Raw genomic sequence first — 21,728 nt, 5'->3', positions numbered from 1 at the left:
TTTGGGCGAAGGCTCGCCCTGTCTCCACGGCGAAGCGGATTCGCCATGGTCAGAATACGGGAGAGTGTTGGCGCCGGTTTGCCGGTTCCAGCCGCCGAAGGAGCAACCGCCCCGGAATCTCTCAGGCCGCAGGACCGTATTCTGGTGCAGGCACTCTGGAAAGCGGACGGATCTCCGTCCCACCGAAGGGGTAAGCCACCGTCCCGCCAGCGGGAAGATGGTCAAAGCTCTCAGGTTCCGTGACAGAGGGGGTCAGGAAAGGGCGGGTGCTTTCGCGCCCTTCGTTCCTGTCCACCATGTACGGAGAGATGAGAGATGGGCGACCCCGGTAAAACTGACGTCGTTGCCGAAGACGGCCTGGCCGACCTGCCGTTGCAGCAGCTTCCCCTCGATGGCTGGCATCGGGCGCGGGGCGCGCGCATGGTCGGCTTCGCGGGCTATGAAATGCCGATCCAGTATGAAGGCATCATGGCCGAACATTTGTGGACCCGCGCGCATGCAGGGCTGTTCGACGTCAGCCATATGGGCCAGCTCAGCTTCACCGGCGAAGGCGTGGACGCCGCGCTGGAGGCGATGATCCCGGCGGCCATCGCCACGCTGGAGGCGGGGCGGCAGCGCTATTCGCTGCTGCTCGACGAGCAGGGCGGCATATTGGACGACCTGATGGTCGCCCGGCGGCCGGACGATATCTACATGGTCGTCAACGGCGCGACCAAATATGACGATATCGCCTGGATGCTCGACCAGCTGCCCGACGAGGTGACGATCAACCTGATGGACGAGCAGGCGCTGCTCGCGCTGCAAGGGCCGGAGGCGGAAGGCGCGCTGGCGCGGATCGTACCGGGGGTGGAGCGGCTCTTCTTCATGCAGGCCGCCGCCTTCGCGTGGAACGGCCATGCGCTGTGGATCAGCCGCACCGGCTATACCGGCGAGGACGGGTTCGAGATCAGCCTGCCCGCGCAGGTCGCCGCCGCCTTCGCCGACGCGCTCTGCGCAATGGACGAGGTGAAGCCGATCGGCTTGGGCGCGCGGGATTCGCTGCGTCTGGAGGCCGGACTGCCGCTCTACGGTCATGACCTGACGCCGGAAACCGGCGTGGTCGGCGCGGGCCTCGCCTTCGCCATCCCGAAGTCCCGGCGGGAACAGGGCGGCTATGTCGGCCATGATCGGGTCGCTCGGGAACTGGCGGAAGGCGCGCGCCTGCGCCGCGTCGGCCTCGCGATCGAAGGGCGCCTGCCCGCGCGCGAGGGCGCGCCGGTCTTCGCGGGCGCGGAGCAGGTGGGCACCGTCACGTCGGGCGGCTTCGCACCCAGCCTCAACGCGCCCATCGCGATGGGCTGGATCGACGCGGCGCACGCCGCCATCGGCACGCCGCTGGAAATCGAGGTGCGCGGCAAGCGGATCGCCGCCCATGTCGCACCGATGCCGTTCGTGCCGCATCGCTATCATCGCCAGAAGAATTGAGAAGAGAGGGGGACCGATCAATGAGCCGCTATTTCACGCAAGAGCATGAATGGATCGACGTCGATGGCGAGATCGCCACCGTCGGCATTACCGATTTCGCGCAAGGGCAGCTGGGCGATATCGTGTTCGTGGAACTGCCGGAGAAAGGCCGGAAGGTCGCGAAAGGCGACGATGCCGCCGTGGTCGAATCGGTGAAGGCGGCGTCGGATGTCTATGCCCCGGTATCGGGCGAGGTGGTCGAGGCGAATGGCGCGCTGGAAGGCGACCCGGCGCTGGTCAACGGCGATGCGGAGGGCGAGGGCTGGTTCTTCCGCCTGCGCCTCGCCGATGCGGCGGAGCTGGAAGGGCTGATGGACCGCGCCGCCTATGACGCCTTCGTCGCGGGTCTCTGATCCTTCCCGATGATTTCCTCCCCTCGCGCGCGGGCCGTGCGTGAGGGAGTGAAGCGAGGACATATCCCATGCGCTATCTTCCCCTGACCGATGCCGACCGGCAAGCGATGCTCGACCGGATCGGCGTCGCGACGATCGACGATCTGTTCATCGACGTTCCCGCCGAAGCGCGACTCGACGGGCCGATCGAGGGCCTGCCCGGCCATGCGAGCGAATTGGCGGTGGAGCGCCATATGGCCGCGCTCGCCCGGCGCAACATGGCGGCGGGCGACGGGCCCTTCTTCCTGGGTGCCGGGGCCTATCGCCATCATGTCCCGGCCAGCGTCGACCATCTGATCCAGCGCGGCGAGTTCCTGACCGCCTATACGCCCTATCAGCCGGAAATCGCGCAGGGCACGCTCCAGATATTGTTCGAGTTCCAGACGCAGGTCGCCCGGTTGCTGGGCTGCGACGTCGCCAATGCCAGCATGTATGACGGATCGACCGCCTGCTGGGAGGCGATCGGCATGGCGCGGCGGATCACCAGGCGCGGCAAGGCGCTGCTGTCCTCCGGCCTTCACCCCCATTATGTCAGTGTCGCCCGCACCATGGCGACCTTCACCGGCGACGAACTGGTGCACCGCGCGCCAGGCCTCGATGTGGCGGGCGATGGCGAGGAACTGATCGCGGTACTGGATGCCGACACCAGCTGCGTGGTCGTGCAATATCCCGATATATTGGGCCGTATCAATGATTTGTCGGTATTGGCGGAGAAGGCGCATGAGATCGGCGCGCTGCTGATCGCGGTCGTCACCGAGCCGGTGGCGCTGGGCGCGTGCCGCGCGCCGGGCGAGATGGGCGCGGATATCGTCGTGGGCGAGGGGCAGTCGCTGGGCGTCGGCCTGCAATTCGGCGGACCCTATCTCGGCCTGTTCGCCACGCGGCAGAAATATCTGCGCCAGATGCCGGGCCGCCTGTGCGGCGAGACCGTCGATGCGGAAGGCAAGCGCGGCTTCGTGCTGACCCTCTCGACGCGGGAGCAGCATATCAGGCGCGAAAAGGCGACGTCGAATATCTGTACCAATTCAGGGCTTTGCGCGCTGGCCTTCAGCATTCACCTGACCCTGCTGGGCGAAAAGGGGCTGCGCGATCTGGCGCTGCTGAACCATGCCCGTGCGGCGCAGGTGGCGGAGAGGCTCGCCGCCCTTCCCGGCATTCGCCTGCTGAACCACAGTTTTTTCAACGAGTTCACCATCGTCCTTGAGAAGGATGCACGGCAAGTCGTGCGCGATCTCGCCGATCGCGGCGTGCTGGCGGGCGTATCGCTGGGGCGGCTTTATCCCGACGAGGCGAATATCGCGCGGGGCCTTGTCGTCGCGGTCACCGAAACCGTTACCGACGAGGATATCGACGCCCTTGTCTCGGGCCTGAAGGAGGTGCTGGCGTGACGATCAACCAGAGCGGATGGCGCCCGGAAAGCGGCGCCGGGCTGCCCCTCGACACGGCGCTGCCGGCGACGGCGACCGGCAATCGCGGGCTGATGCTGGAAGAGCCGCTGATCTTCGAAATCGGTTCTGCCGATCGCAGCGGCGTCGATATCGAGGCCGCTCCCGCCATCGCCAGCCGCCTCGGCGGGCTGGAGCGCAGCGAGGCGATCGGCCTGCCTGGCCTGTCGGAGCAGGAGACGGTGCGCCATTATACCCGCCTGTCGCGCCAGAATTATGCGATCGACCTGGGGCTGTTCCCGCTGGGCTCCTGCACGATGAAGCATAATCCGCGCCTCAACGAAAAGGTCGCCCGCCTGCCGGGCTTCGCGGATATCCATCCGCTCCAGCCCGTCGCGACGGTGCAGGGCGCGCTCGCCGTCATTCATGAGCTGGGCGAGTGGCTGAAGGCGCTGACCGGCATGGCCGCCGTTGCGATGAGCCCCAAGGCGGGCGCGCATGGCGAACTGTGCGGCCTCCTTTCCATCCGCGCGGCGCTGGAGGCGCGGGGCGATGCGCGCCGGGTGATCCTCGTGCCGGAAAGCGCCCATGGCACCAACCCCGCGACGGCGGCGTTCTGCGGCTATGCGGTGGAGGACATCCCCGCCACTCCCGACGGCCGCGTCGATGTGGCGGCACTGACGGCCCGGCTGGGGCCGGATGTCGCGGCGGTGATGATCACCAACCCCAATACCTGCGGCCTGTTCGAGCGCGACCTCAAGACCATTGCCGACGCGGTGCATGCGGCCGGCGCCTTCGTCTATTGCGACGGCGCCAATTTCAACGCGATCGTCGGGCGGGTGCGCCCCGGCGATCTTGGCGTCGATGCGATGCACATCAACCTGCACAAGACCTTTTCCACCCCCCATGGCGGCGGCGGTCCGGGCAGCGGGCCGGTCGTGCTGTCCGAGGCGCTCGCGCCGTTCGCGCCGCTGCCCTTCGTGGAAAAGCGCGCGGACGGCAGCTTCCTGCTGGTGGAGGAGGAAACCGCAGGCGAGCATCATGGCCAGAGTTTCGGCCGGATGGTGGCTTTTCACGGGCAGATGGGGATGTTCACCCGCGCGCTCGCCTATATATTGAGCCATGGCGCGGACGGCCTGCGTCAGGTCGCCGACGATGCGGTGCTCAACGCCAATTATGTGCTGCGCAGCCTCGACGATCTGCTCGACGCCCCGTTCGGCGCGAGCGGGCCGTGCATGCACGAGGCGCTGTTCAGCGATGCCGACCATGGCCGGGGCGGGCTGGCGGAGGGATTCACCACGCTGGATATCGCCAAGGGACTGATCGACGAGGGCTATCACCCGATGACGGTCTATTTCCCGCTGGTCGTCCATGGCGCGATGCTGGTCGAGCCGACCGAGACAGAGAGCAAGGCGGCGCTCGACCAGTTCATCATGGCGCTGCGCAGCGTGGCGGAGCGGGCGAAGGCGGGCGATCCGCTGCTGAAGGGCGCGCCGTGGCATGCGCCACGCCGCCGCCTCGACGAGACATTGGCCGCGCGCAAGCCGGTGCTGACATGGGAGAAGCCCGCCGCCGCCCAATGAGCCGCGCGGGCTTGCGGGAAGGAGGAGCATTGAGCGAGGACGGACGGCCCTGGTTCGTGGAGGACGGCAGAACGCCGGGCGCGGACCCGCGTTTGCACGCGCCCGCGACGCAGCGCAACCGGGATGCGATAGCCGATGTCCTCGCGCGCGAACTGCCCGCCGCCGGGCTGGTGCTGGAGGTGGCGAGCGGATCGGGCGAGCATGTGATCCATTTTGCGCGCCTGTTTCCGGCGCTGGACTGGCAGCCGTCCGACCCGGATGCGATGGCGCGCGCCTCGATCGCCGCATGGGCGGCGGGGTCGGGGCTGTCCAATATCCGCATGCCGCTGGATATCGACACGGCGCTGCCCCGCTGGCCCATCGACCGGACCGACGCGCTGCTCTGCATCAACATGACGCATATCAGCCCATGGGAAGCGACGCAGGGCCTGTTCGCCGGGGCGGCGGGGATCATGGCGCCGGGGGCACCGCTGATCCTCTACGGTCCTTTCCTGCAAGCGAATGTCGAAACCGCGCCCGGCAATCGCGCCTTCGACGCACAGTTGCGCGCCCGCGACCCGCGCTACGGCCTGCGTTCGGTGGAGGATATCGACGTTCTCGCGGCGCGGCACGGCTTCGCGCGCGATGCGCTTCATCCCATGCCCGCCAACAATCTGACGCTGGTCTACCGGCTCAGTCCGCCGCCACCCCGGTCTTGAAGGTATCGCGGCGGCGGACGCGTTCGCGCCAGGCGATATAGATGCTGCTGCCCGCGATGATGACTGCGCCGATCCATGTCGTCGGGCCGGGCAGGGCGCTCCACAGCAGCCAGCCCAGCAGCGTCGACCAGAGCAGCGTCGAATAATCCATCGGCAGCACCAGCGACACCGGCCCCCAGCGCAGCGACGAGGTCATGAACAATTGCGCCGCGCCGCCCGCCAGCCCCATCAGCGCCAGCAGGGCGAAGGTGCCGGCATCATGGACGCGGCCGAAGAAGACCATGGCGACGATCAGCGGCGGCAGGGACAGGGCGGCGAAATAGAAGACGGTCGTCGTCGGCGCCTCGGTGCGGCCGATCTGCCGCAGCAGCAGCGAGATGAACGAGGTGACCACCGCCCCGGTTATCGCGATGCCGACGCCCAGGCTGGTCACGCCGCCATGGACGCCGCCGGGGTTGATGATGATCGCCACGCCGACGAAACCGGCCAGCACCGCCAGCCAGCGATGGACGCCCGGCCGCTCGCGCAGGAAGAGTACGGAAAGGATCGTCGCGAAGATCGGCACGGTGAAGCCGATCGTCGTCGCCTCCGCCAGCGGCAGCAGGATCACCGCGCCGAAGTTCAGCAGCATGCCGGTCATGCCGACCAGCGTGCGGCTGACATGCATGCCGAGGTGCCGGGTGCGCAGGCTGGCGAGGCCGGGGCCGATCATCACCACGAACAGCGCGAGGGGGAGGGACAGGAGCTGGCGATAGAACAGCGTCTCGACCAGATGGACGCCGCGATCGCTCACCCATTTGACGCAGGCGAAATTCACCGAAATCGCCACGGCGGCGAGCAGGCGGAGCGTCAGGGCGTAGAGCGGCCGCGTTTCCTGCGTGGCGTCTGTCTGGTGGCCGGAGGACATGCGCCCGCTTTAGCCATATTGCAGCGCAGCGCAATGACCGAGAAGGGGTGCGCGCTCGTTCCGCCGGATTTCGCGCGGCGGCCTTAGAGGCAGGCGTCGAGCAGCGCCTGATCGAAGCCGAAGCCGCGCGCCTTTTCCAGCGTATAGGGGCGCAGGCCCATCGAGCGATATTCGCCGATGATCTTGCCGTCATTGTCCTCGGACAGATATTCGAACTTGAACAGTTCCTGCGTGACGATGACGTCGCCTTCCATGCCGATCACCTCGGTGACGTTGGTGACGCGGCGGGAGCCGTCGCGCAGGCGTTTCACCTGCACGATGAGGTCCACCGAATCGGCGATCTGCTTGGAAATGGCCTCTTTCGGGATCTTGATGTCGCCCATCAGGATCATGTTCTCCATACGGCCGAGGCATTCGCGCGGGGAGTTGGAGTGAAGGGTGCACATGGAGCCGTCATGGCCGGTGTTCATCGCGGCGAGCAGGTCGAAGCACTCCGCGCCGCGAATTTCGCCCAGGATGATGCGGTCCGGCCGCATACGCAGCGCGTTCTTCACAAGGTCGCCGATGGTGATCTCGCCCTGGCCTTCCAGATTCGCCGGGCGGGTTTCGAGCGGCAGCCAGTGCGGCTGTTGCAGGCGGAGTTCCGCCGCGTCCTCGATGGTCAGCACGCGCTCGCCGGGGTCGATCATCTTGGAAAGGGCGTTGAGCATCGTCGTCTTGCCCGAGCCGGTGCCGCCCGAAATGACGATGTTGAACCGGCACGCGCCTGCGATCTTCAGCGCGGTGCACATCTTCTCGCTCATCGCGCCCCATTGGGCGAGATTGTCGAGCGTGATCGGCTTGGCCGAAAATTTACGGATCGAGATGGCGGTGCCGCGCAGCGAGAGCGGGGGCACGATCACGTTGACGCGGCTGCCGTCGGGCAGGCGGGCGTCGGCCAGCGGCGTGGTCTGGTCGACGCGGCGGCCGACCTTGTTGACGATGCGCTGGGCGATCTGGAAGAGATGCTCCTCGTCGCGGAACTTGATCGGCGCGATCTGGAGCTTGCCCTTCTTTTCGATATAGGTCTGGTCCGGGCCGTTGACCATGATGTCGCTGATGTCGGGATCGTTGATCAGCTCTTCGAGCGGGCCGAGGCCGAGCAGTTCGTCGACCAGCACCTTTTCCAGCGCGAACTGCTCGCGCCGGTTGAGGGTCAGCTTCAGTTCCGCCAGCACCTCCATGATGATGGGGCGGAATTCCTCGGCCAGCTCTTCCTTGGTGAGGGTCGCGGCGGCTTCCGGGTCGACGCGTTCGAGCAGGCGCGGCAGCACCTGTTCCTTGATCTTGTGGATCGAGGTGTCGAAGCCTTGGCCGGCGTCCGCCGAATGATCGGCATTCATGCGATCCTGAAGGCGCGCCATCGCATCGGCATTGCGGCCCTGATAGGGCGACAGCTCGTCGGCAAGCGCGGCGGGCGGCGGATCGAAAGCCGCCGGCTCTACCACCTCAGGCGCGGCGCCGGCCGCGCCGCCCGAATGCGGGGTCAGGACATGCATCGGCTTGGCCACGCCAAAAGCGGGCCGCGAGCCACCAAGTCCGTTTTTCCGTCCGAATGCGTTCATGGATACTTGCCGCCTTGTTGACCGTGCAAACTGGTACAGTTCTAGGAAGGAAACTTTGATAAATGGTTATTCTTCGATTGCATCAGCTGGCCGGGGAGAGGCAGTTGTCGGGAGGGGGAATGGCGATCTTCCTTTGCGTCCTGCGATATACCTCCAGAAACCGGTTGCCCTTGCCCTCCGCATAATAGCCGTCGATGAGGGATGAGATTTCCGGATCGGCCATCAGCCAGCGTCGGACATCGAACGCTTTTCCGCTATAGGTGAAGTGTCGAAGCGGGCGGTCGATCAGGATCATCTGAGGAGGATTGCAGGCAAGGTCATGCGCGGTCTGGCGCCTGATCCGCTCCCCCAGAGCCCTGACCTCCGGATTCCGGTTTATGCCCAGCTCATATTCACCGATGGCGGGGAACATCCAGTAGGAGTAGACATGCAGCGGCCACAGGAGATGGCGATTTTCCACCATTGGCCATGCCCACATCGGGTCGCTGGTGAGGATGGCAATGGGCTGCCCGGCCGGAACCTCTTCCATGAACGGCTCGCTATGCCGCTGAAGGAAGTTGTAATAGGGCCGCTGCAATATGCCGACGGCAATGGCAAAGGCGATGATTCCGATCGCCAGCGGACGCCTTGGCAACTGATGCGTTCCCCCATCCAGCGCACGGGCAAGCAAGGCCATCAGCAGGCTGCCGGTGACGGGGACGGCATGATATTGCCAGCCCTTGTTCTGGAGGACATAGGCTAGGCCAAACCCGGCCGCCAGGATCAGAAATGCCCGCGTCAGTGCAGTGTTTCCGCCCGAGCGCAGGCCGGAATAGAGGATAAGGGCGACGGCGCATAAAAACCAGATGAGCTGCGCCGGTTCATCTATCATCCGCGCGAACGGCACTTCATAGCCATGATAGGCCGCCTCTACCATCGGCACGATATGGGAGAGAAAATCGGGGCTGAAAAGAAACACCGCCATTGCATAGAGAAGGGCGGATGCCGCGACCGTCAGCGTTTCGGGACGGATCGGCTTCCAGTCGCGCCGTAGGGCGAAGACCAGCCACAGTTCCAGCAGGACGGGGATAGCCGCGAAATAATGTTTCAGCGCGAACCCATAGGCTCCCATCAGGCCGATGAGGAAGGCCAGCGCCAGTGGCACTTCCCGGCGTTCTCGTCTATTCACGATCAATGCGGCATAGGGCAGCGCTCCCATCAGCGCGAGCTGCTCTCTCTGCCCGAAATCATAGAGAGGCATGATGGTCGCGAACCAGAAAGCGCCCGCCATCAGCAAGGCGCGTTCGGCATTGCTCCGCTCCCGGCACATCCGTCCCAGCAGCAGGGCGGCGCTGGCGCCCATGCCGATGACGACGGCAACCAGCACCCGCAGGGAAGAGAGGCCCAGATGGCTGGAAACCCATTCTATCGGCAGGGCGGACCAGAACCAGAGCGGGGGGTTTAGTTCCCATATATCGCGGTAGAGCGTGTAGCCGTGCAGCATCTGCCGCGCGATCCAGAACTGCCATATGACGTCGTGGGTCAGCGGGATATGGCGCAGCGCCAGCCAGCAGGACAGGGCAAGCAACAGGATCAGATGTTCCGGCCAATAAGCGCGCGTCGTCCGTCCCAGGCCGGGCAAGTCCTTCTCGGTCGTCCTGAAGACGAAGAAGCGTTGCAGGAGGAAGGATGTCACGGTGTAGCCGCATGCACCAGCAATGTGGGAAATCGGGGTATCGATGAACCCGTTCCACCGCGCGATCGTCACTATTGCCAGATTGACGGCGTAGGCGATCAGCGCGGCAAACAGGAAGCGATAGATTTGTCGGGAACTGTGCCCGTGTCCGGCGAGGCCGAAGGTCCAATATCTGTTGGCGGTATAGGACAAGGCGAGTCCCGCCGCATAGCCGGCCACATTAGCGGCATAATCTCCCCATCCGCTCCACAGGCAGAGGAAGATGATCGCGAAGCTGAGGAGTGTGTTGGCAACGCCGACGGATGCGAACCGCACTATCTGGGTCATGCGGCGGGCTTCCTGCTTATCCCCTGACGCAAGCGCTCGCTCATCCGGTGGACCGGGTTTTCTTCTTCCGGCGCCATGGGCGTGCTTCGTCTTATTTCCTGAACGAAGAACAGGGGCCGTTGCTTCGTTTCCATATACATGCGGCCCAGATATTCGCCGAAGATACCGAGCAGCATCAATTGGATACTGCCCATGATGAGGATCAGTGCGGCAAGGCTGGTCCAGCCCGCAATGGCGCCGGCAGAGATATAGGACCAGCCGACCCAGCCGAGAGAGGCGAGGCCGGTAATGCCAAGCATTACGCCGAGATGGGAGGCGAAGCGAAGCGGCAGGATGGAGAAACTGGTTACGGCGTCCAGTGCAAAGCTGATCATTTTGCGGAGCGGATAATGGGTCGTCCCGGCCAGGCGGCTATCCCTGTGATAGGGAAAGGCTGCCTGACGGAAACCGATCCAGCTGATCATTCCCCGCACGAAGCGGAACCGTTCCGGCATCGCATTCAGATGATCGACCACTCGCCGGCTAATCAGGCGGAAATCGCCGGTATCGGGCGGGATGGAGATATCGACCATCCGTTGCAGCGTTCGATAGAAGAGCGTGGCCGTCAGCAGCTTGAAGCGCGACTCGCCCGCGCGGCTGATGCGCTGGCCATAGACGACATCATATCCTTCCCCCATTTTTTCCAGCATCTGGGGCAAGAGTTCCGGCGGGTCCTGAAGATCGGCGTCGAGTATGAAAATGGTTTCGCCGGTGCTGACTTGCAGCCCCGCGCTCAAAGCAAGCTGATGGCCATGGTTGCGGGACAGATTGACGCCGACGATATGCTGATCCCGATCGGCTGCGGCGGCGATCATGCTCCAACTGGCGTCGGATGAGCCGTCATTGACCAGGATGATTTCGTAGCTTGTGGAGAAATGCGTGCGGCAGACGGTAGACACCCGCTGTAACAGGGTGTCCAGGCACGCCTCTTCGTTGTAGATCGGGATTACGACCGATAGCCGAGGTTGCTGGCTGATGGTTGCCATACCGTCCATATTTCCTTTCCCCCAAGGCGTGGCCTTTGCGGTAGCAGGAAAATATGTACGGTCTGTAAACGCTATTTATTCAGCATTTGGAATGACTGCCGCCCCGGTGGGACGCTTTCAATCTTACCCCACCTTCTCCGCCAGCACCGTCAGCCCTTTTTCGCTGACTTCGGCGAAGCCGCCCTGGATGGGGAGGATTTCCGGTGCCGCGCCCGCGCTGGCGTAAATCTGGATCTCGCCGTCGCGGATGGTGGACATGAACGGCGCATGGCCTTCCAGCACGCCGAAATCGCCTTCGGTGCCGGGAACGACGACCTGATACACCTCGTCGCTGCGGACGAGCTTCTCCGGGGTTACGAGTTCGAAATGCAGTGCCATGCCGTCAGTCCTGTAGGCCCCTCCCGCGCCGCCGAAGGGCGGGGGAGGGGTTTAGATGCGTTGAAGAAGGGATCAGGCCGCTTCCGCCGCCAGCTTCTTGCCCTTTTCCACGGCCTCGTCGATGCCGCCGACCATGTAGAAGGCCGCTTCGGGCAGATGGTCATATTCACCGTCGACGACAGCCTTGAAGCTGCGCACCGTGTCTTCCAGCTGCACGAACTTGCCGGGGATGCCGGTGAAGACCTCGGCGACGTGGAACGGCTGCGAGAGGAAACGCTGGATCTTGCGCGCGCGGGCGACGGTCAGCTTGTCCTCTTCGCTCAGTTCGTCCATGCCGAGAATGGCGATGATGTCCTGAAGCGACTTGTACTTCTGGAGCGTTTCCTGAACGCGGCGGGCGGTTTCATAATGCTCCTGACCGACGACGCGCGGTTCGAGCACGCGGCTGGTCGAGTCGAGCGGGTCGACCGCCGGATAGATGCCGAGTTCCGAAATGGCGCGGTTGAGAACCGTGGTCGCGTCAAGGTGCGCGAACGAGGTCGCGGGCGCCGGGTCGGTAAGGTCGTCCGCGGGAACGTAGATCGCCTGCACCGAGGTGATCGACCCCTTGTTGGTGGAGGTGATGCGTTCCTGCAGCGCGCCCATGTCGGTCGCCAGCGTCGGCTGATAGCCCACGGCCGACGGGATGCGGCCGAGCAGCGCCGACACTTCCGAGCCCGCCTGGGTGAAGCGGAAGATGTTGTCGACGAAGAACAGCACGTCCTGGCCTTCCTGGTCGCGGAAATATTCCGCGATGGTCAGGCCGGAAAGGGCGACGCGCGCGCGGGCGCCCGGCGGCTCGTTCATCTGGCCGTAGACCAGCGCCACCTTGGAACCTTCGGAAATCGCGTTGCCGTCAGCGTCCTTGGCGATGACGCCCGCGTCGAGGAATTCGTGATAGAGGTCGTTGCCCTCGCGGGTGCGCTCACCGACGCCCGCGAACACCGAGGTGCCGCCATGGCCCTTGGCGATGTTGTTGATCAGTTCCTGAATGAGCACGGTCTTGCCGACGCCCGCGCCGCCGAAGAGGCCGATCTTGCCGCCCTTCGCATAGGGGGCGAGCAGGTCGATGACCTTGATGCCGGTGACGAGGATCGAGGTTTCGGTCGACTGGTCGACGAAAGCCGGGGCCTCGGCGTGGATCGGCGCCTTGAGGTCGGTGCCGACCGGGCCGCGCTCGTCGATCGGCTCGCCGACGACGTTGAGGATGCGGCCGAGCGTGGCCGGGCCGACCGGAACCGATATCTGCGCGCCGGTGTCGGTGACTTCCTGGCCGCGGGTCAGGCCCTCGGTCGAGTCCATCGCGATGGTGCGGACGGTGTTCTCGCCCAGATGCTGCGCGACTTCGAGCACGAGGCGCTGGCCGTTATTGTCGGTTTCCAGCGCGCTCAGAATGGCCGGCAGAGCGTCGGGGAAGGTCACGTCGACGACGGCGCCGATGACCTGACTGATGCGGCCTACATTGTTGGTGGTTGCCATGACTGCTTCCTTGCCTGCGTTTCTTAAAGGGCTTCCGCGCCCGAAATGATTTCGACGAGTTCGGTGGTGATCGCGGCCTGACGGCTGCGGTTATATTCGATGGTGAGGCGGTTGATGAGGTCGCCCGCGTTGCGCGTCGCATTGTCCATCGCCGTCATCGACGCACCCTGTTCGGACGCGGCGTTTTCCAGCAGCGCCTTGAAGATCTGGATCGAGACGTTGCGCGGCAGCAGCTCCGCCAGCATCGATTCCTCGTCCGGTTCATATTCCACCGTGGCGTCGATCGCGGCGGCTTCGCCGGCCGGGATCGAAACCGGGATGATCTGCTGCTCGGTCGGAATCTGCGCCAGCGCCGACTTGAAGGTCGAGAAGAACAGGTGCGCGACGTCGAACTCGCCCGCCTCGAACCGCGCGAGCAGATCGACGGCGATGTCATGCGCCTCGGCGAAGCTGGGCTGCTTCATCGCGGTGGTGTCGTAGGAACCGACCACCAGACCGGGGAAGGTGCGCGCGATCACCGGACGGCCCTTGCGGCCGACAAGGTAGAATTTCACCTTCTTGCCGTCAGCCTGCAATTCGCGCGCCTTCGTCACCGCCGCCTTGACGATGTTGGAGTTGAACGCGCCGCACAGGCCGCGATCGCTGTTGGCGACGACCAGCAGGTGCGCATCGTCCTTGCCCGTGCCCGCCATCAGCTTCGGCGAGGAGGCATTGACGTTGATCTTGGAGGCGAGGCTGGCCACCACCGCTTCCAGCCGCTCGCCATAGGGGCGGGCGGCCTCGGCGGCCGCCTGCGCCTTGCGGAGCTTGGCGGCGGCGACCATCTGCTTGGCCTTCGTGATCTTCTGGGTCGATTTGACCGACCCGATCCGAAGCTTGAGTTCCTTGAGTGAGGCCATCAGCCGTCAATCCTTATTGCCGGTTGCCCTTAGGCGAAGGTCTTGCCGAAAGTGTCGAGCGCGGCCTTCAGCTTGGCCTTGCTGTCGTCCGACAGGTCCTTGCTGTTGCGGATGTCGGCGAGCAGGTCGGCATGCTCGGCGCGCAGATAGCCGAGCATCGCTTCCTCGTACCGGGTCACGTCCGAAACCGCGATGCCGTCGAGATAGCCGTTGGTGCCCGCGAAGATCGAGCAGGTCTGCTCTTCGAACGGCAGCGGGCTGAACTGCGGCTGCTTCAGCAGCTCGGTCAGGCGGGCGCCGCGGTTGAGCAGCTTCTGCGTCGAGGCGTCGAGGTCCGAACCGAACTGGGCGAAGGCCGCCATTTCGCGATACTGGGCCAGCTCCAGCTTGATCGAGCCCGACACCTTCTTCATCGCCTTGGTCTGCGCCGAGGAGCCGACGCGCGACACCGAGAGGCCGACGTTGATGGCCGGGCGGATGCCCTGATAGAAGAGGTTGGTTTCGAGGAAGATCTGGCCGTCGGTGATCGAGATCACGTTGGTCGGGATGTAGGCCGACACGTCGCCCGCCTGCGTCTCGATGATCGGCAGCGCGGTCAGCGAGCCGTTGCCGTTGGCGTCGTTCATCTTCGCGGCGCGTTCCAGCAGGCGGCTGTGCAGGTAGAAGACGTCGCCCGGATAGGCCTCGCGGCCCGGCGGGCGGCGGAGGAGGAGCGACATCTGGCGATAGGCGACGGCCTGCTTGGAAAGGTCGTCATAGACGATCACGGCGTGCATGCCGTTGTCGCGGAAGAACTCGCCCATGGTGCAGCCGGTATAGGGCGCGAGGAACTGGAGCGGGGCCGGTTCCGAGGCGGTGGCGGCGACGACGATCGAATATTCCATCGCGCCGTTTTCTTCGAGCTGGCGCACGATCTGCGCGATGGTCGAGCGCTTCTGGCCGACGGCGACATAGATGCAGTAGAGCTTCTTGCCTTCATCGTCGCCCTGGTTGGCGGTCTTCTGGTTGATGAAGGTGTCGATCGCGACGGCGGTCTTGCCGGTCTGGCGGTCGCCGATGATCAGCTCGCGCTGGCCGCGGCCGACGGGAACGAGGGTGTCGATCGCCTTGAGGCCGGTCTGCACGGGCTCGTGCACCGACTTGCGGGGGATGATGCCCGGCGCCTTCACCTCGACACGGCGGCGCTCGGTATATTCGATCGGGCCCTTGCCGTCGATCGGGTTGCCGAGGCCGTCGACCACGCGGCCGAGCAGGCCCTTGCCGACCGGCACGTCGACGATGGTGCCGGTGCGCTTGACGGTGTCGCCTTCCTTGATCTCGGCGTCGGAGCCGAAGATCACGACGCCGACATTGTCGGCTTCGAGGTTGAGCGCCATGCCCTTCACGCCATTGGCGAATTCGACCATCTCGCCGGCCTGCACATTGTCGAGGCCGTGGATGCGGGCGATGCCGTCACCGACGGTCAGCACGGAACCGACTTCGCTGACCTGCGCTTCGGTGCCGAAATTGGCGATCTGGTCCTTGATGACCTTCGAGATTTCTGCGGCGTTGATATCCATGTTCAACCTTTCATCGGACCTTTTTAAGGGGCCTTCAGCCCTTCATGGCGTGGGCGAGCGTATTCAGACGAGTGCGGATGGAGGAGTCGATCATCTGGCTGCCGATCTTGACGACCAGCCCGCCGAGGATCGCGGGATCGACCTTCAGGTCGACCGCGACATCGCGGCCGACACGGGTCTTGAGGCTTTTGGTGAGCGCCGTGACCTGCGTCTTGGTCAGCGGATGGGCGGAGGTGACCTCCGCGCGGGCTTCGCCCCGGTGTTGCGACAGCAGCGTTTCGAACGCGCGGATCGCGGCGGCAAGCTGCGGCAGGCGCCGGGCCTGGGCCAGCACGCCGAGGAATTTCGTCGTGAGCGGATCGAGCCCCATCGGCGCGGCGAGGGCCGCCACGGCCTTGGCCGAGGCTTCGCGCCCGATCACCGGGCTGGTCGTCAGCTTTCGGAACTCTTCCGATTCGCCGAGGGCCGCCTTGATCGTCGCGAGGCTTTGCGCCACCGAATCGAGTTGGTTGTTGTCGCGGGCCAGCTCGAACAGCGCGAGCGCGTAACGCCCGCTGAGGCTAGCCTGAATGCCGCCGGAACTCTCCACGCGCCTAATGTCCTCCAGTTCGCTGTGCCAGTCATACAAAAGGCCGGGGCGACCGGTAGTCCCCCGTTACCGTGCGGGCCGGTTAGCAGGGGGCATGCAGGGATGCAAGACGTGCGGTGGTATATGATATCGAATTATGAAAGAAGTGCGCGCGCCCGGCCCGGCATGGGGCTTTTCGCGCGGCGCGGGCGGGCATGTGGGGCAGGAGGCGCGGAAGAAATCCCGCCCGGCCCTATCGGCGGGCGCTGCGAAGGGCGGTGATCGATTCGCAAAGATCAGGGTGCCGGCGCGGTTGTCTTGCCGTTGCCTTTCGATCCGCCAGACGGCGCCCGGCTGCATTTGTAGACCAGCCGTTCATTGGGCTGGGCGGGGAGGATGGAGCGGATCTCGGCCTGCATCTGCTGCAATTTTTCCAGCGTTCCGGCGTCGGCGGTGCAGCCGCTGAAGGTGAAGCGCCCGCGCATTTCCCGCGCCTGCGCCAGCACGTCCTCATCGGCGAGATAGCGTTCGACCTTGTAGGTGCCGGTCGCCGGATCGAAGCTGTTGACCGATATCACATCCTCGTTGCCGGGGACGAAGATGCGGCTCCAGCCCGGCCCGTCCTGCCCATATTGGGTGTCGCCGTTGATGCAGCCGCCCTCGGCCCAGCGCAGCGGGACATCCTCCACGCCCGATACGGTGATGCGGCTGCGGCCCTCGTCGATGCGGCAGATATTGGTGCCCACCGCCTGCAAGGAGGCGGACAGGTCCGCCTCGGCGGCGTTCCCGGCTTCCGGCTGGGCGATGCGCTCGTCTATGTCGGCGAAAGAGGGGCGCAGCAGGAACACCAGCGCCGCGCCGACCAGCAGCACGCCGCCGCCGATCCCGGCCCACAGCCTTTCCTTTTCCCGGCCCTGCACGTGGAACATCATCGTCGCGCCGAGCGCGAGGCCGCCCAGCACCAGCAGCAGCCCGGCGATGGCGACGGCGTTTTCGCGGGCCGAATAGATTTGCTGCTCGGCCTGATCGCGGGCCTGCCGCAGCGCCTTTTCACGGCTTTCGGCCTGTGCGCGCTCCAGCTCCGTCCGCCGCGCTTCCTCCTCGGCCGCGCGCCGCGCCTCTTCCGCGTCCAGCTCCGCGATGCTCCGGCAGGGGACGGAGGTGCGCTGGAAGCTCACGCCCGCCTGCCGCAGGAAGGAGGCGACCTCGCGGTTGGAGATGGCGAAGCCGAATTCCGCGTCGCCGTCGCTTTCCGACTGGGAGCCGAAGCTGTTGACGCCGAGCACCCGCCCGCAATCGTCCACCAGCGGCCCGCCGCTGTTGCCCTGCGCCATCGGGGCGGTGTGCAAAAGCGTGTCGAAGCCGTGCGAGGCGCGGCCCATGGAGACGGTGCCGCTGGTCTTGACCGGGGACAGCGGCTGGATCATCTCGTCGAGGTCCAGCCCCTGCGCGCGATCGACGGCGCCGGGATAGCCGATGGCGGTCACATGCTGCCCGTCGCTGACGGCTCCGGCGAAGAAGGTGGAGACCGGCAGGCGCCCTTCGGTCAGCCGGATGAGCGCGAGGTCGTTGCCGGGCGAATAGGCGATGACCTTGCCGCCATAGCTGCGCTTGCCCTGCGACGGGATGATGCCGACGACCAGATTGGGCTCGGTGCGCAGCAGCTCGACCACATGGGCGTTGGTCAGCACCTTGTCCGGCGCGACGGCGAAGCCGCTGCCATGGCCGACGAAATAGGCGTCCTGCCCGTTGGTGGCGATGATGACGACGCGCACCACCCCGCGCACCGTCGCCGCGACGTCGAGCTGTTCCGCGCGCGCGGGCAGCGCGCCGCCCGCCAGCGTGGCGAGCAGCAGGATCAGCGAAGCCGAAAGGAGGCGAAGGGCGCGGCCGGGATGCATGGTCATGATGGGGATATCTATTGTCTGCGCGCGCGGAGGAAAAGCCGAAACTGCGGGCAGGCCGCCCGCCGGGTCCGGCTCAACGGATTTCCTCGCGCGCGGCCGGGACCGAAAGCGCCTGGAGCGCCGCGCGCCACCGGTCCGGCAGGGCGGCCGGGCGGCGGGTCAGCCGGTCGACATAGACGTGCACGAAATATCCTTCCGCCGCCGCCTCTTCCTCGCCCGCGACGAAGAGGCCGACCTCGTAGCGCACGCTCGACGTGCCGAGACGGACGACGCGGATGCCCGCTTGGACCAGTTGCGGGAAGCTGACCGAGCGGGCGTAGCGGCAGCTGGTTTCGACGACGAGGCCGATAATGTCGCCGGCCTCGTAATCCAGCAGGCCGAGCTCGACCAGATGGCCGCAGACCGCCGTGTCGAACCAGCTGTAATAGACGACGTTGTTGACATGGCCGAACACGTCATTGTCCATCCAGCGCGTCGGAATGTCGCGGAAAACCGGGTAGGCGGCGCGGGGCCGCAATGCTGTTCGTGCCATCGGTGCCGGGCCCCTTCGTGAAAACACCGATATTCCCATATCGCGCGGCCCCGGATCGTCAAGCAGGCGATCATGGGGCAGGCCGCGCCGGGGGCTATCCGCCCAGCGGGCTGGACTTGTCGCGATCCTCCTTCGGATAGTCGGTCGGCTTCACCATGCCCACATTCGGGCGCTTCTCCACCGGCTCCGGCTTTTGCGCGGAGCCGGCGCGCGGGTCATGCTCCTGCGAATCCGGCCGCGCGTCGCCCAGCGGGCCGCGTTCCTGCTTCGGTGGGTCTCTCTTCTCGTCTGTCGTCATGCTTTTTCTCCTCACCACAGGAAACGTGGCGCGGGCCGGGGCGTTCCCGATCAGGGGGCAATGATGTCGAGGAGCCTGCAATGGAAGAAATGCGGTCGATCCATTCGGTCATGCCCTATTCGGGCGCATCGTCCGCGATGGGCAACAGCCATGATCATGCGACCAGATCGGAACTGGGGCGGCGGATCGCCCGGCTTTGCAATGCGGAATTCCTCGAAGCGGGGCGCAACGGGTTCGGCGGGGCGGCGGCAACGGGCGCGGGACTTTTCTGGATACCCAATGACGTCCTGACGCGCGAGGAAGCGGCGGAGCTGGGCATTTCCCGCGCGGATCAGCTGTTCGGCGGCGTCGTCCCCCGGCCGTTCGTCGGCACGAAGATCGTCAGCCACGGCTTGCTGGCGGACAATGCGGCGGCTCCGCCCGGCTGGGCGCACGGGCTGGCGGCCCGGCTGGCCGACGCGGTGCTGCGCGGCTTCTCCGTCTTTTCGGCGGCGGATGCGCGTGCGGCGGGGCGGCTTCTCCTCGCCCATGGCCCCATCCGGCTGAAGGACGTCAAGGGCACGGCGGGCAAGGGCCAGACGGTGGTGGCCACCGGCGCGGAGCTGGACCGGGCGATCGCGGACATTCCGCCGCCCGACCTTGCCGGGCATGGACTGGTGATCGAGCAGAATCTGGAGGATGTCGTCACCTACAGCGTCGGCACCGTCAGCCTGTTCGGGCAAACCATCGCCTATTGGGGCACGCAGCGCCTGACGCTCGATAATCATGGCGAGGTGGCCTATGGCGGCTCGCAGCTCCATTGCGTGCGGGGCGGCTTCGCGGCGCTGAAGCGGCAGCTACTCGCGCCGGAACTGGCCGAGGCGGTGGACAAGGCCGCGCGCTACGACCGGGCGTTGTTCGACGCCTATCCGGGCCTGTTCGCCTCGCGCCGCAATTACGACGTGGCGCTGGGGCGCGACGGGCAGGGGCGGCAACGGATCGGCGTGCTGGAGCAGAGCTGGCGCGCCGGGGGCGCCAGCGGCGCGGAGATGCTGGCGTTCGAAGCCTTCGCCGCACAGCCGGACCGCGCCGCCATCACCTGCGCCACCGTGGAGGTCTATGGCGATGTCGATGCCGCGCCGCCCGAAGCGGCGCTCTATTATAGCGGGGTCGATCCGGTCGTCGGCCCGCTCAGCAAATATGCGGTCGAGCTATGAGGGTGGAGCCGATGGAATATGGGCAGGGGCGGGGGCAGGCCCAGGGGCAGGGACGCGGGCAGGTGACGATCCGGGTCGACGGGGAGCAGCTGGATGGCACATTGCTGTCGCCCGCGAAGCTCATTCCCGGCGTGCTGTTCATCCACGGCTGGGGCGGGACGCAGCAGCAGGATCTCGTCCGGGCGGAGGAGATCGCGCAGCTGGGCTGCATCTGCTTCACCTTCGATCTGCGCGGCCATGCCCGCCACAAGGACGAGCGCAACAGCGTCACCCGCTCCGACGGGCTGGCCGACGTGATCGCCGCCTATGATTTCCTCGCCGCGCAGGATCAGGTCGATCCGTCCGCGATCGCCGTGGTGGGGACGAGCTATGGCGGCTATCTCGCTGCGCTGCTGACCGCGCACCGGCCGGTCGCGTGGCTGGCGCTGCGGGTGCCCGCGCTCTATCCCGACAGCCACTGGGACGTGCCCAAGGCGCTGCTATCGCGCGAGGACATATCCTCCTACCGCCGCCATTTCCGCACCGGCTATCAGGACAAGGCGCTGGCCGCCTGCGAGGCGTTCACCGGCGACGTGCTGATCGTCGAATCGGAGCATGACGATTATGTCCCGCACACGACGATCAGTTCCTTCATGGCCGCCTTCCAGCGCAGCAATTCGCTGAGCTATCGCATGTTGAAGGGCGCTGACCATGCATTGCGTGACGAAGGGCACCGCCGCGCCTACAACTATCTGCTGCTCGGCTGGATCGAGGAGATGGTGAGGCGGGGGCGGCGGCCCGTCTGATCGCGATGGTCAGGGCGCGGGGACCGGCGGCCGCGCCTCGGCGAGCAGTAGGGCGAAGCGCCCCGCCGGGTCGGTCCATTCGCGCAGCATGCTCCACCCCCCGGTGGCGAGCAGCAGCCGGGCCGAGCGGGCGCTGTATTTATGGCTGTTCTCGGTGTGGATGGTCTCGCCCGCCCTCATCGCGAACGACCGGCCGCCGATCGTGAAGCGCATGTCCCGCCGCGCTTCCAGATGCATTTCGATGCGCGCCTCCGGATCGTTCCAGACGACCCGGTGGCGGAAGGCGGCGACATCGATGTCCGCCCCCAGCTCGCGGTTGATGCGGGTCAGCAGGTTGAGGTTGAAGGCGGCGGTGACCCCCTGCGCGTCGTCATAGGCGCGCAGCAGTTCCTCCCGGTCCTTCACCCGGTCCATGCCGATCAGCAGCAGCGCGCCATGGCCGAGTGTCGCGGCGATGGTCCGCAACAGGTCCACTGCGGAGCGGGCGGAAAGGTTGCCGATGGTCGATCCGGGAAAGAAGCCGAGGCGCGGCGCCTCGCCGATCCGGGCGGGCAGGGCGACCGGCCTGGTGAAATCCGCCTCGACAGGCCAGACCGGCAACGCCGGGAAGCGGGAGGCCAGCGCCCTTGCCGAATGCAGCAGATATTCGCCGGATATGTCGATCGGCACATAGCAGGCCGGGTCCATCGCCGCGAGCAGCAGCGGCGTCTTGGCCGAGGAGCCGGAGCCGAACTCCACCACCGCGCGACCTTGCCCCGCGATCCCCGCCACCGCGCCCGCATGTTCCCCCAGCAGCGCGGTTTCCGTGCGCGTCGGATAATATTCGGGCAGCCGGGTGATCTCCTCGAACAGCTCCGACCCGCGCCGGTCGTATAGCCAGCGCGCCGGGACGGCCTTCTGCGCGGCCGACAGCCCGGCCAGCACATCGGCGCGGAAGGCCGGGTCGAAGCCGGAGGGCGGCAGCGAGCGGTCCGTCTCCAGCAACATGG

At 65.9% G+C, this 21,728-nt stretch carries 20 protein-coding genes and 1 riboswitch; of the genes, 7 read left to right on the top strand and 13 right to left on the bottom strand.

Features of this window, described 5'->3' with window-relative positions; genetic code table 11:
* The first annotated feature begins 47 nt into the window (after nt 1–47).
* Nucleotides 48–147, top strand: a riboswitch (glycine riboswitch).
* Between the two features lie 168 nt (nt 148–315).
* From gcvT to GGR43_RS11160, 5 genes are all read left to right on the top strand, one after another.
* On the top strand, nt 316–1,464 hold the full coding sequence (gene gcvT, locus GGR43_RS11180; RefSeq protein ID WP_188072043.1) for a glycine cleavage system aminomethyltransferase GcvT: 1,149 nt from the start codon (nt 316–318) through the stop codon (nt 1,462–1,464).
* Between the two features lie 20 nt (nt 1,465–1,484).
* Nucleotides 1,485–1,856 (top strand): glycine cleavage system protein GcvH, encoded by a 372-nt coding sequence (gene gcvH, locus GGR43_RS11175; RefSeq protein WP_188072042.1) that lies wholly within the window; start codon nt 1,485–1,487, stop codon nt 1,854–1,856.
* A 68-nt stretch (nt 1,857–1,924) separates the two neighbouring features.
* Complete coding sequence (gcvPA, locus tag GGR43_RS11170) at nt 1,925–3,283, top strand: aminomethyl-transferring glycine dehydrogenase subunit GcvPA (protein WP_188072041.1); 1,359 nt, start codon at nt 1,925–1,927, stop codon at nt 3,281–3,283.
* A gap of 2 nt (nt 3,284–3,285) precedes the next feature.
* Nucleotides 3,286–4,863 (top strand): aminomethyl-transferring glycine dehydrogenase subunit GcvPB, encoded by a 1,578-nt coding sequence (gene gcvPB / locus GGR43_RS11165; RefSeq protein WP_284277840.1) that lies wholly within the window; start codon nt 3,286–3,288, stop codon nt 4,861–4,863.
* A gap of 29 nt (nt 4,864–4,892) precedes the next feature.
* Complete coding sequence (locus GGR43_RS11160) at nt 4,893–5,561, top strand: DUF938 domain-containing protein (protein ID WP_246343623.1); 669 nt, start codon at nt 4,893–4,895, stop codon at nt 5,559–5,561.
* Here GGR43_RS11160 and GGR43_RS11155 read toward each other — a convergent pair.
* From GGR43_RS11155 to GGR43_RS11100, 12 genes are all read right to left on the bottom strand, one after another.
* A complete protein-coding gene (locus tag GGR43_RS11155; RefSeq protein WP_188072038.1) occupies nt 5,536–6,468 on the bottom strand; it encodes a DMT family transporter in 933 nt (310 codons plus the stop codon). The two genes, GGR43_RS11160 and GGR43_RS11155, sit on opposite strands and share 26 nt — an antisense overlap.
* 83 nt (nt 6,469–6,551) lie before the next feature.
* Nucleotides 6,552–8,072, bottom strand: coding sequence for a TadA family conjugal transfer-associated ATPase (locus tag GGR43_RS11150; RefSeq protein WP_188072037.1), 1,521 nt, complete (start codon nt 8,070–8,072; stop codon nt 6,552–6,554).
* Between the two features lie 82 nt (nt 8,073–8,154).
* On the bottom strand, nt 8,155–10,074 hold the full coding sequence (locus tag GGR43_RS11145) for a GtrA family protein (protein ID WP_188072036.1): 1,920 nt from the start codon (nt 10,072–10,074) through the stop codon (nt 8,155–8,157).
* On the bottom strand, nt 10,071–11,099 hold the full coding sequence (locus GGR43_RS11140) for a glycosyltransferase family 2 protein (protein ID WP_223177413.1): 1,029 nt from the start codon (nt 11,097–11,099) through the stop codon (nt 10,071–10,073). Before GGR43_RS11140 ends, GGR43_RS11145 begins: the two co-directional genes overlap by 4 nt.
* Nucleotides 11,100–11,222: 123 nt before the next feature.
* Nucleotides 11,223–11,477, bottom strand: a complete 255-nt coding sequence (locus tag GGR43_RS11135) for an ATP synthase F1 subunit epsilon (RefSeq protein WP_188072034.1) — start codon at nt 11,475–11,477, stop codon at nt 11,223–11,225.
* Between the two features lie 72 nt (nt 11,478–11,549).
* Nucleotides 11,550–12,995 carry a F0F1 ATP synthase subunit beta gene (gene atpD / locus GGR43_RS11130; protein WP_188072033.1) on the bottom strand — a complete coding sequence of 482 codons (1,446 nt, stop codon included), beginning with the start codon at nt 12,993–12,995 and terminating at the stop codon, nt 11,550–11,552.
* Between the two features lie 23 nt (nt 12,996–13,018).
* Nucleotides 13,019–13,894: a F0F1 ATP synthase subunit gamma gene (locus tag GGR43_RS11125; RefSeq protein WP_188072032.1), complete on the bottom strand. Its 876-nt coding sequence runs from the start codon at nt 13,892–13,894 to the stop codon at nt 13,019–13,021.
* A 29-nt stretch (nt 13,895–13,923) separates the two neighbouring features.
* Nucleotides 13,924–15,453: a F0F1 ATP synthase subunit alpha gene (gene atpA, locus GGR43_RS11120; protein ID WP_188072031.1), complete on the bottom strand. Its 1,530-nt coding sequence runs from the start codon at nt 15,451–15,453 to the stop codon at nt 13,924–13,926.
* A 34-nt stretch (nt 15,454–15,487) separates the two neighbouring features.
* Complete coding sequence (locus GGR43_RS11115) at nt 15,488–16,042, bottom strand: F0F1 ATP synthase subunit delta (RefSeq protein ID WP_188072030.1); 555 nt, start codon at nt 16,040–16,042, stop codon at nt 15,488–15,490.
* A gap of 275 nt (nt 16,043–16,317) precedes the next feature.
* Nucleotides 16,318–17,928: a S1C family serine protease gene (locus GGR43_RS11110; protein ID WP_246343614.1), complete on the bottom strand. Its 1,611-nt coding sequence runs from the start codon at nt 17,926–17,928 to the stop codon at nt 16,318–16,320.
* 73 nt (nt 17,929–18,001) lie between these two features.
* The gene (locus GGR43_RS11105) at nt 18,002–18,460 is read right to left on the bottom strand and encodes an acyl-CoA thioesterase (RefSeq protein WP_188072029.1); all 459 of its coding nucleotides are present in this window, start codon (nt 18,458–18,460) and stop codon (nt 18,002–18,004) included.
* Between the two features lie 94 nt (nt 18,461–18,554).
* Complete coding sequence (locus GGR43_RS11100; RefSeq protein WP_188072028.1) at nt 18,555–18,758, bottom strand: hypothetical protein; 204 nt, start codon at nt 18,756–18,758, stop codon at nt 18,555–18,557.
* Between the two features lie 80 nt (nt 18,759–18,838).
* Here GGR43_RS11100 and GGR43_RS11095 point away from each other — a divergent pair, with 80 nt between their 5' ends.
* Nucleotides 18,839–19,954: a DUF3182 family protein gene (locus GGR43_RS11095; protein WP_188072027.1), complete on the top strand. Its 1,116-nt coding sequence runs from the start codon at nt 18,839–18,841 to the stop codon at nt 19,952–19,954.
* An 11-nt stretch (nt 19,955–19,965) separates the two neighbouring features.
* Nucleotides 19,966–20,739 carry an alpha/beta hydrolase family protein gene (locus tag GGR43_RS11090; RefSeq protein ID WP_188072026.1) on the top strand — a complete coding sequence of 258 codons (774 nt, stop codon included), beginning with the start codon at nt 19,966–19,968 and terminating at the stop codon, nt 20,737–20,739.
* Between the two features lie 9 nt (nt 20,740–20,748).
* Here GGR43_RS11090 and egtD read toward each other — a convergent pair whose 3' ends face one another.
* On the bottom strand, nt 20,749–21,726 hold the full coding sequence (egtD, locus tag GGR43_RS11085; protein WP_188072025.1) for an L-histidine N(alpha)-methyltransferase: 978 nt from the start codon (nt 21,724–21,726) through the stop codon (nt 20,749–20,751).
* Nucleotides 21,727–21,728: the final 2 nt, after the last annotated feature.

The sequence above is a fragment of the Sphingobium jiangsuense genome, assembly GCF_014196495.1.
GTDB lineage: Bacteria > Pseudomonadota > Alphaproteobacteria > Sphingomonadales > Sphingomonadaceae > Sphingobium > Sphingobium jiangsuense.
The sequence above is the reverse complement of the archived record's forward strand: the minus strand, read 5'-3'. Positions and strand labels throughout refer to the sequence as shown.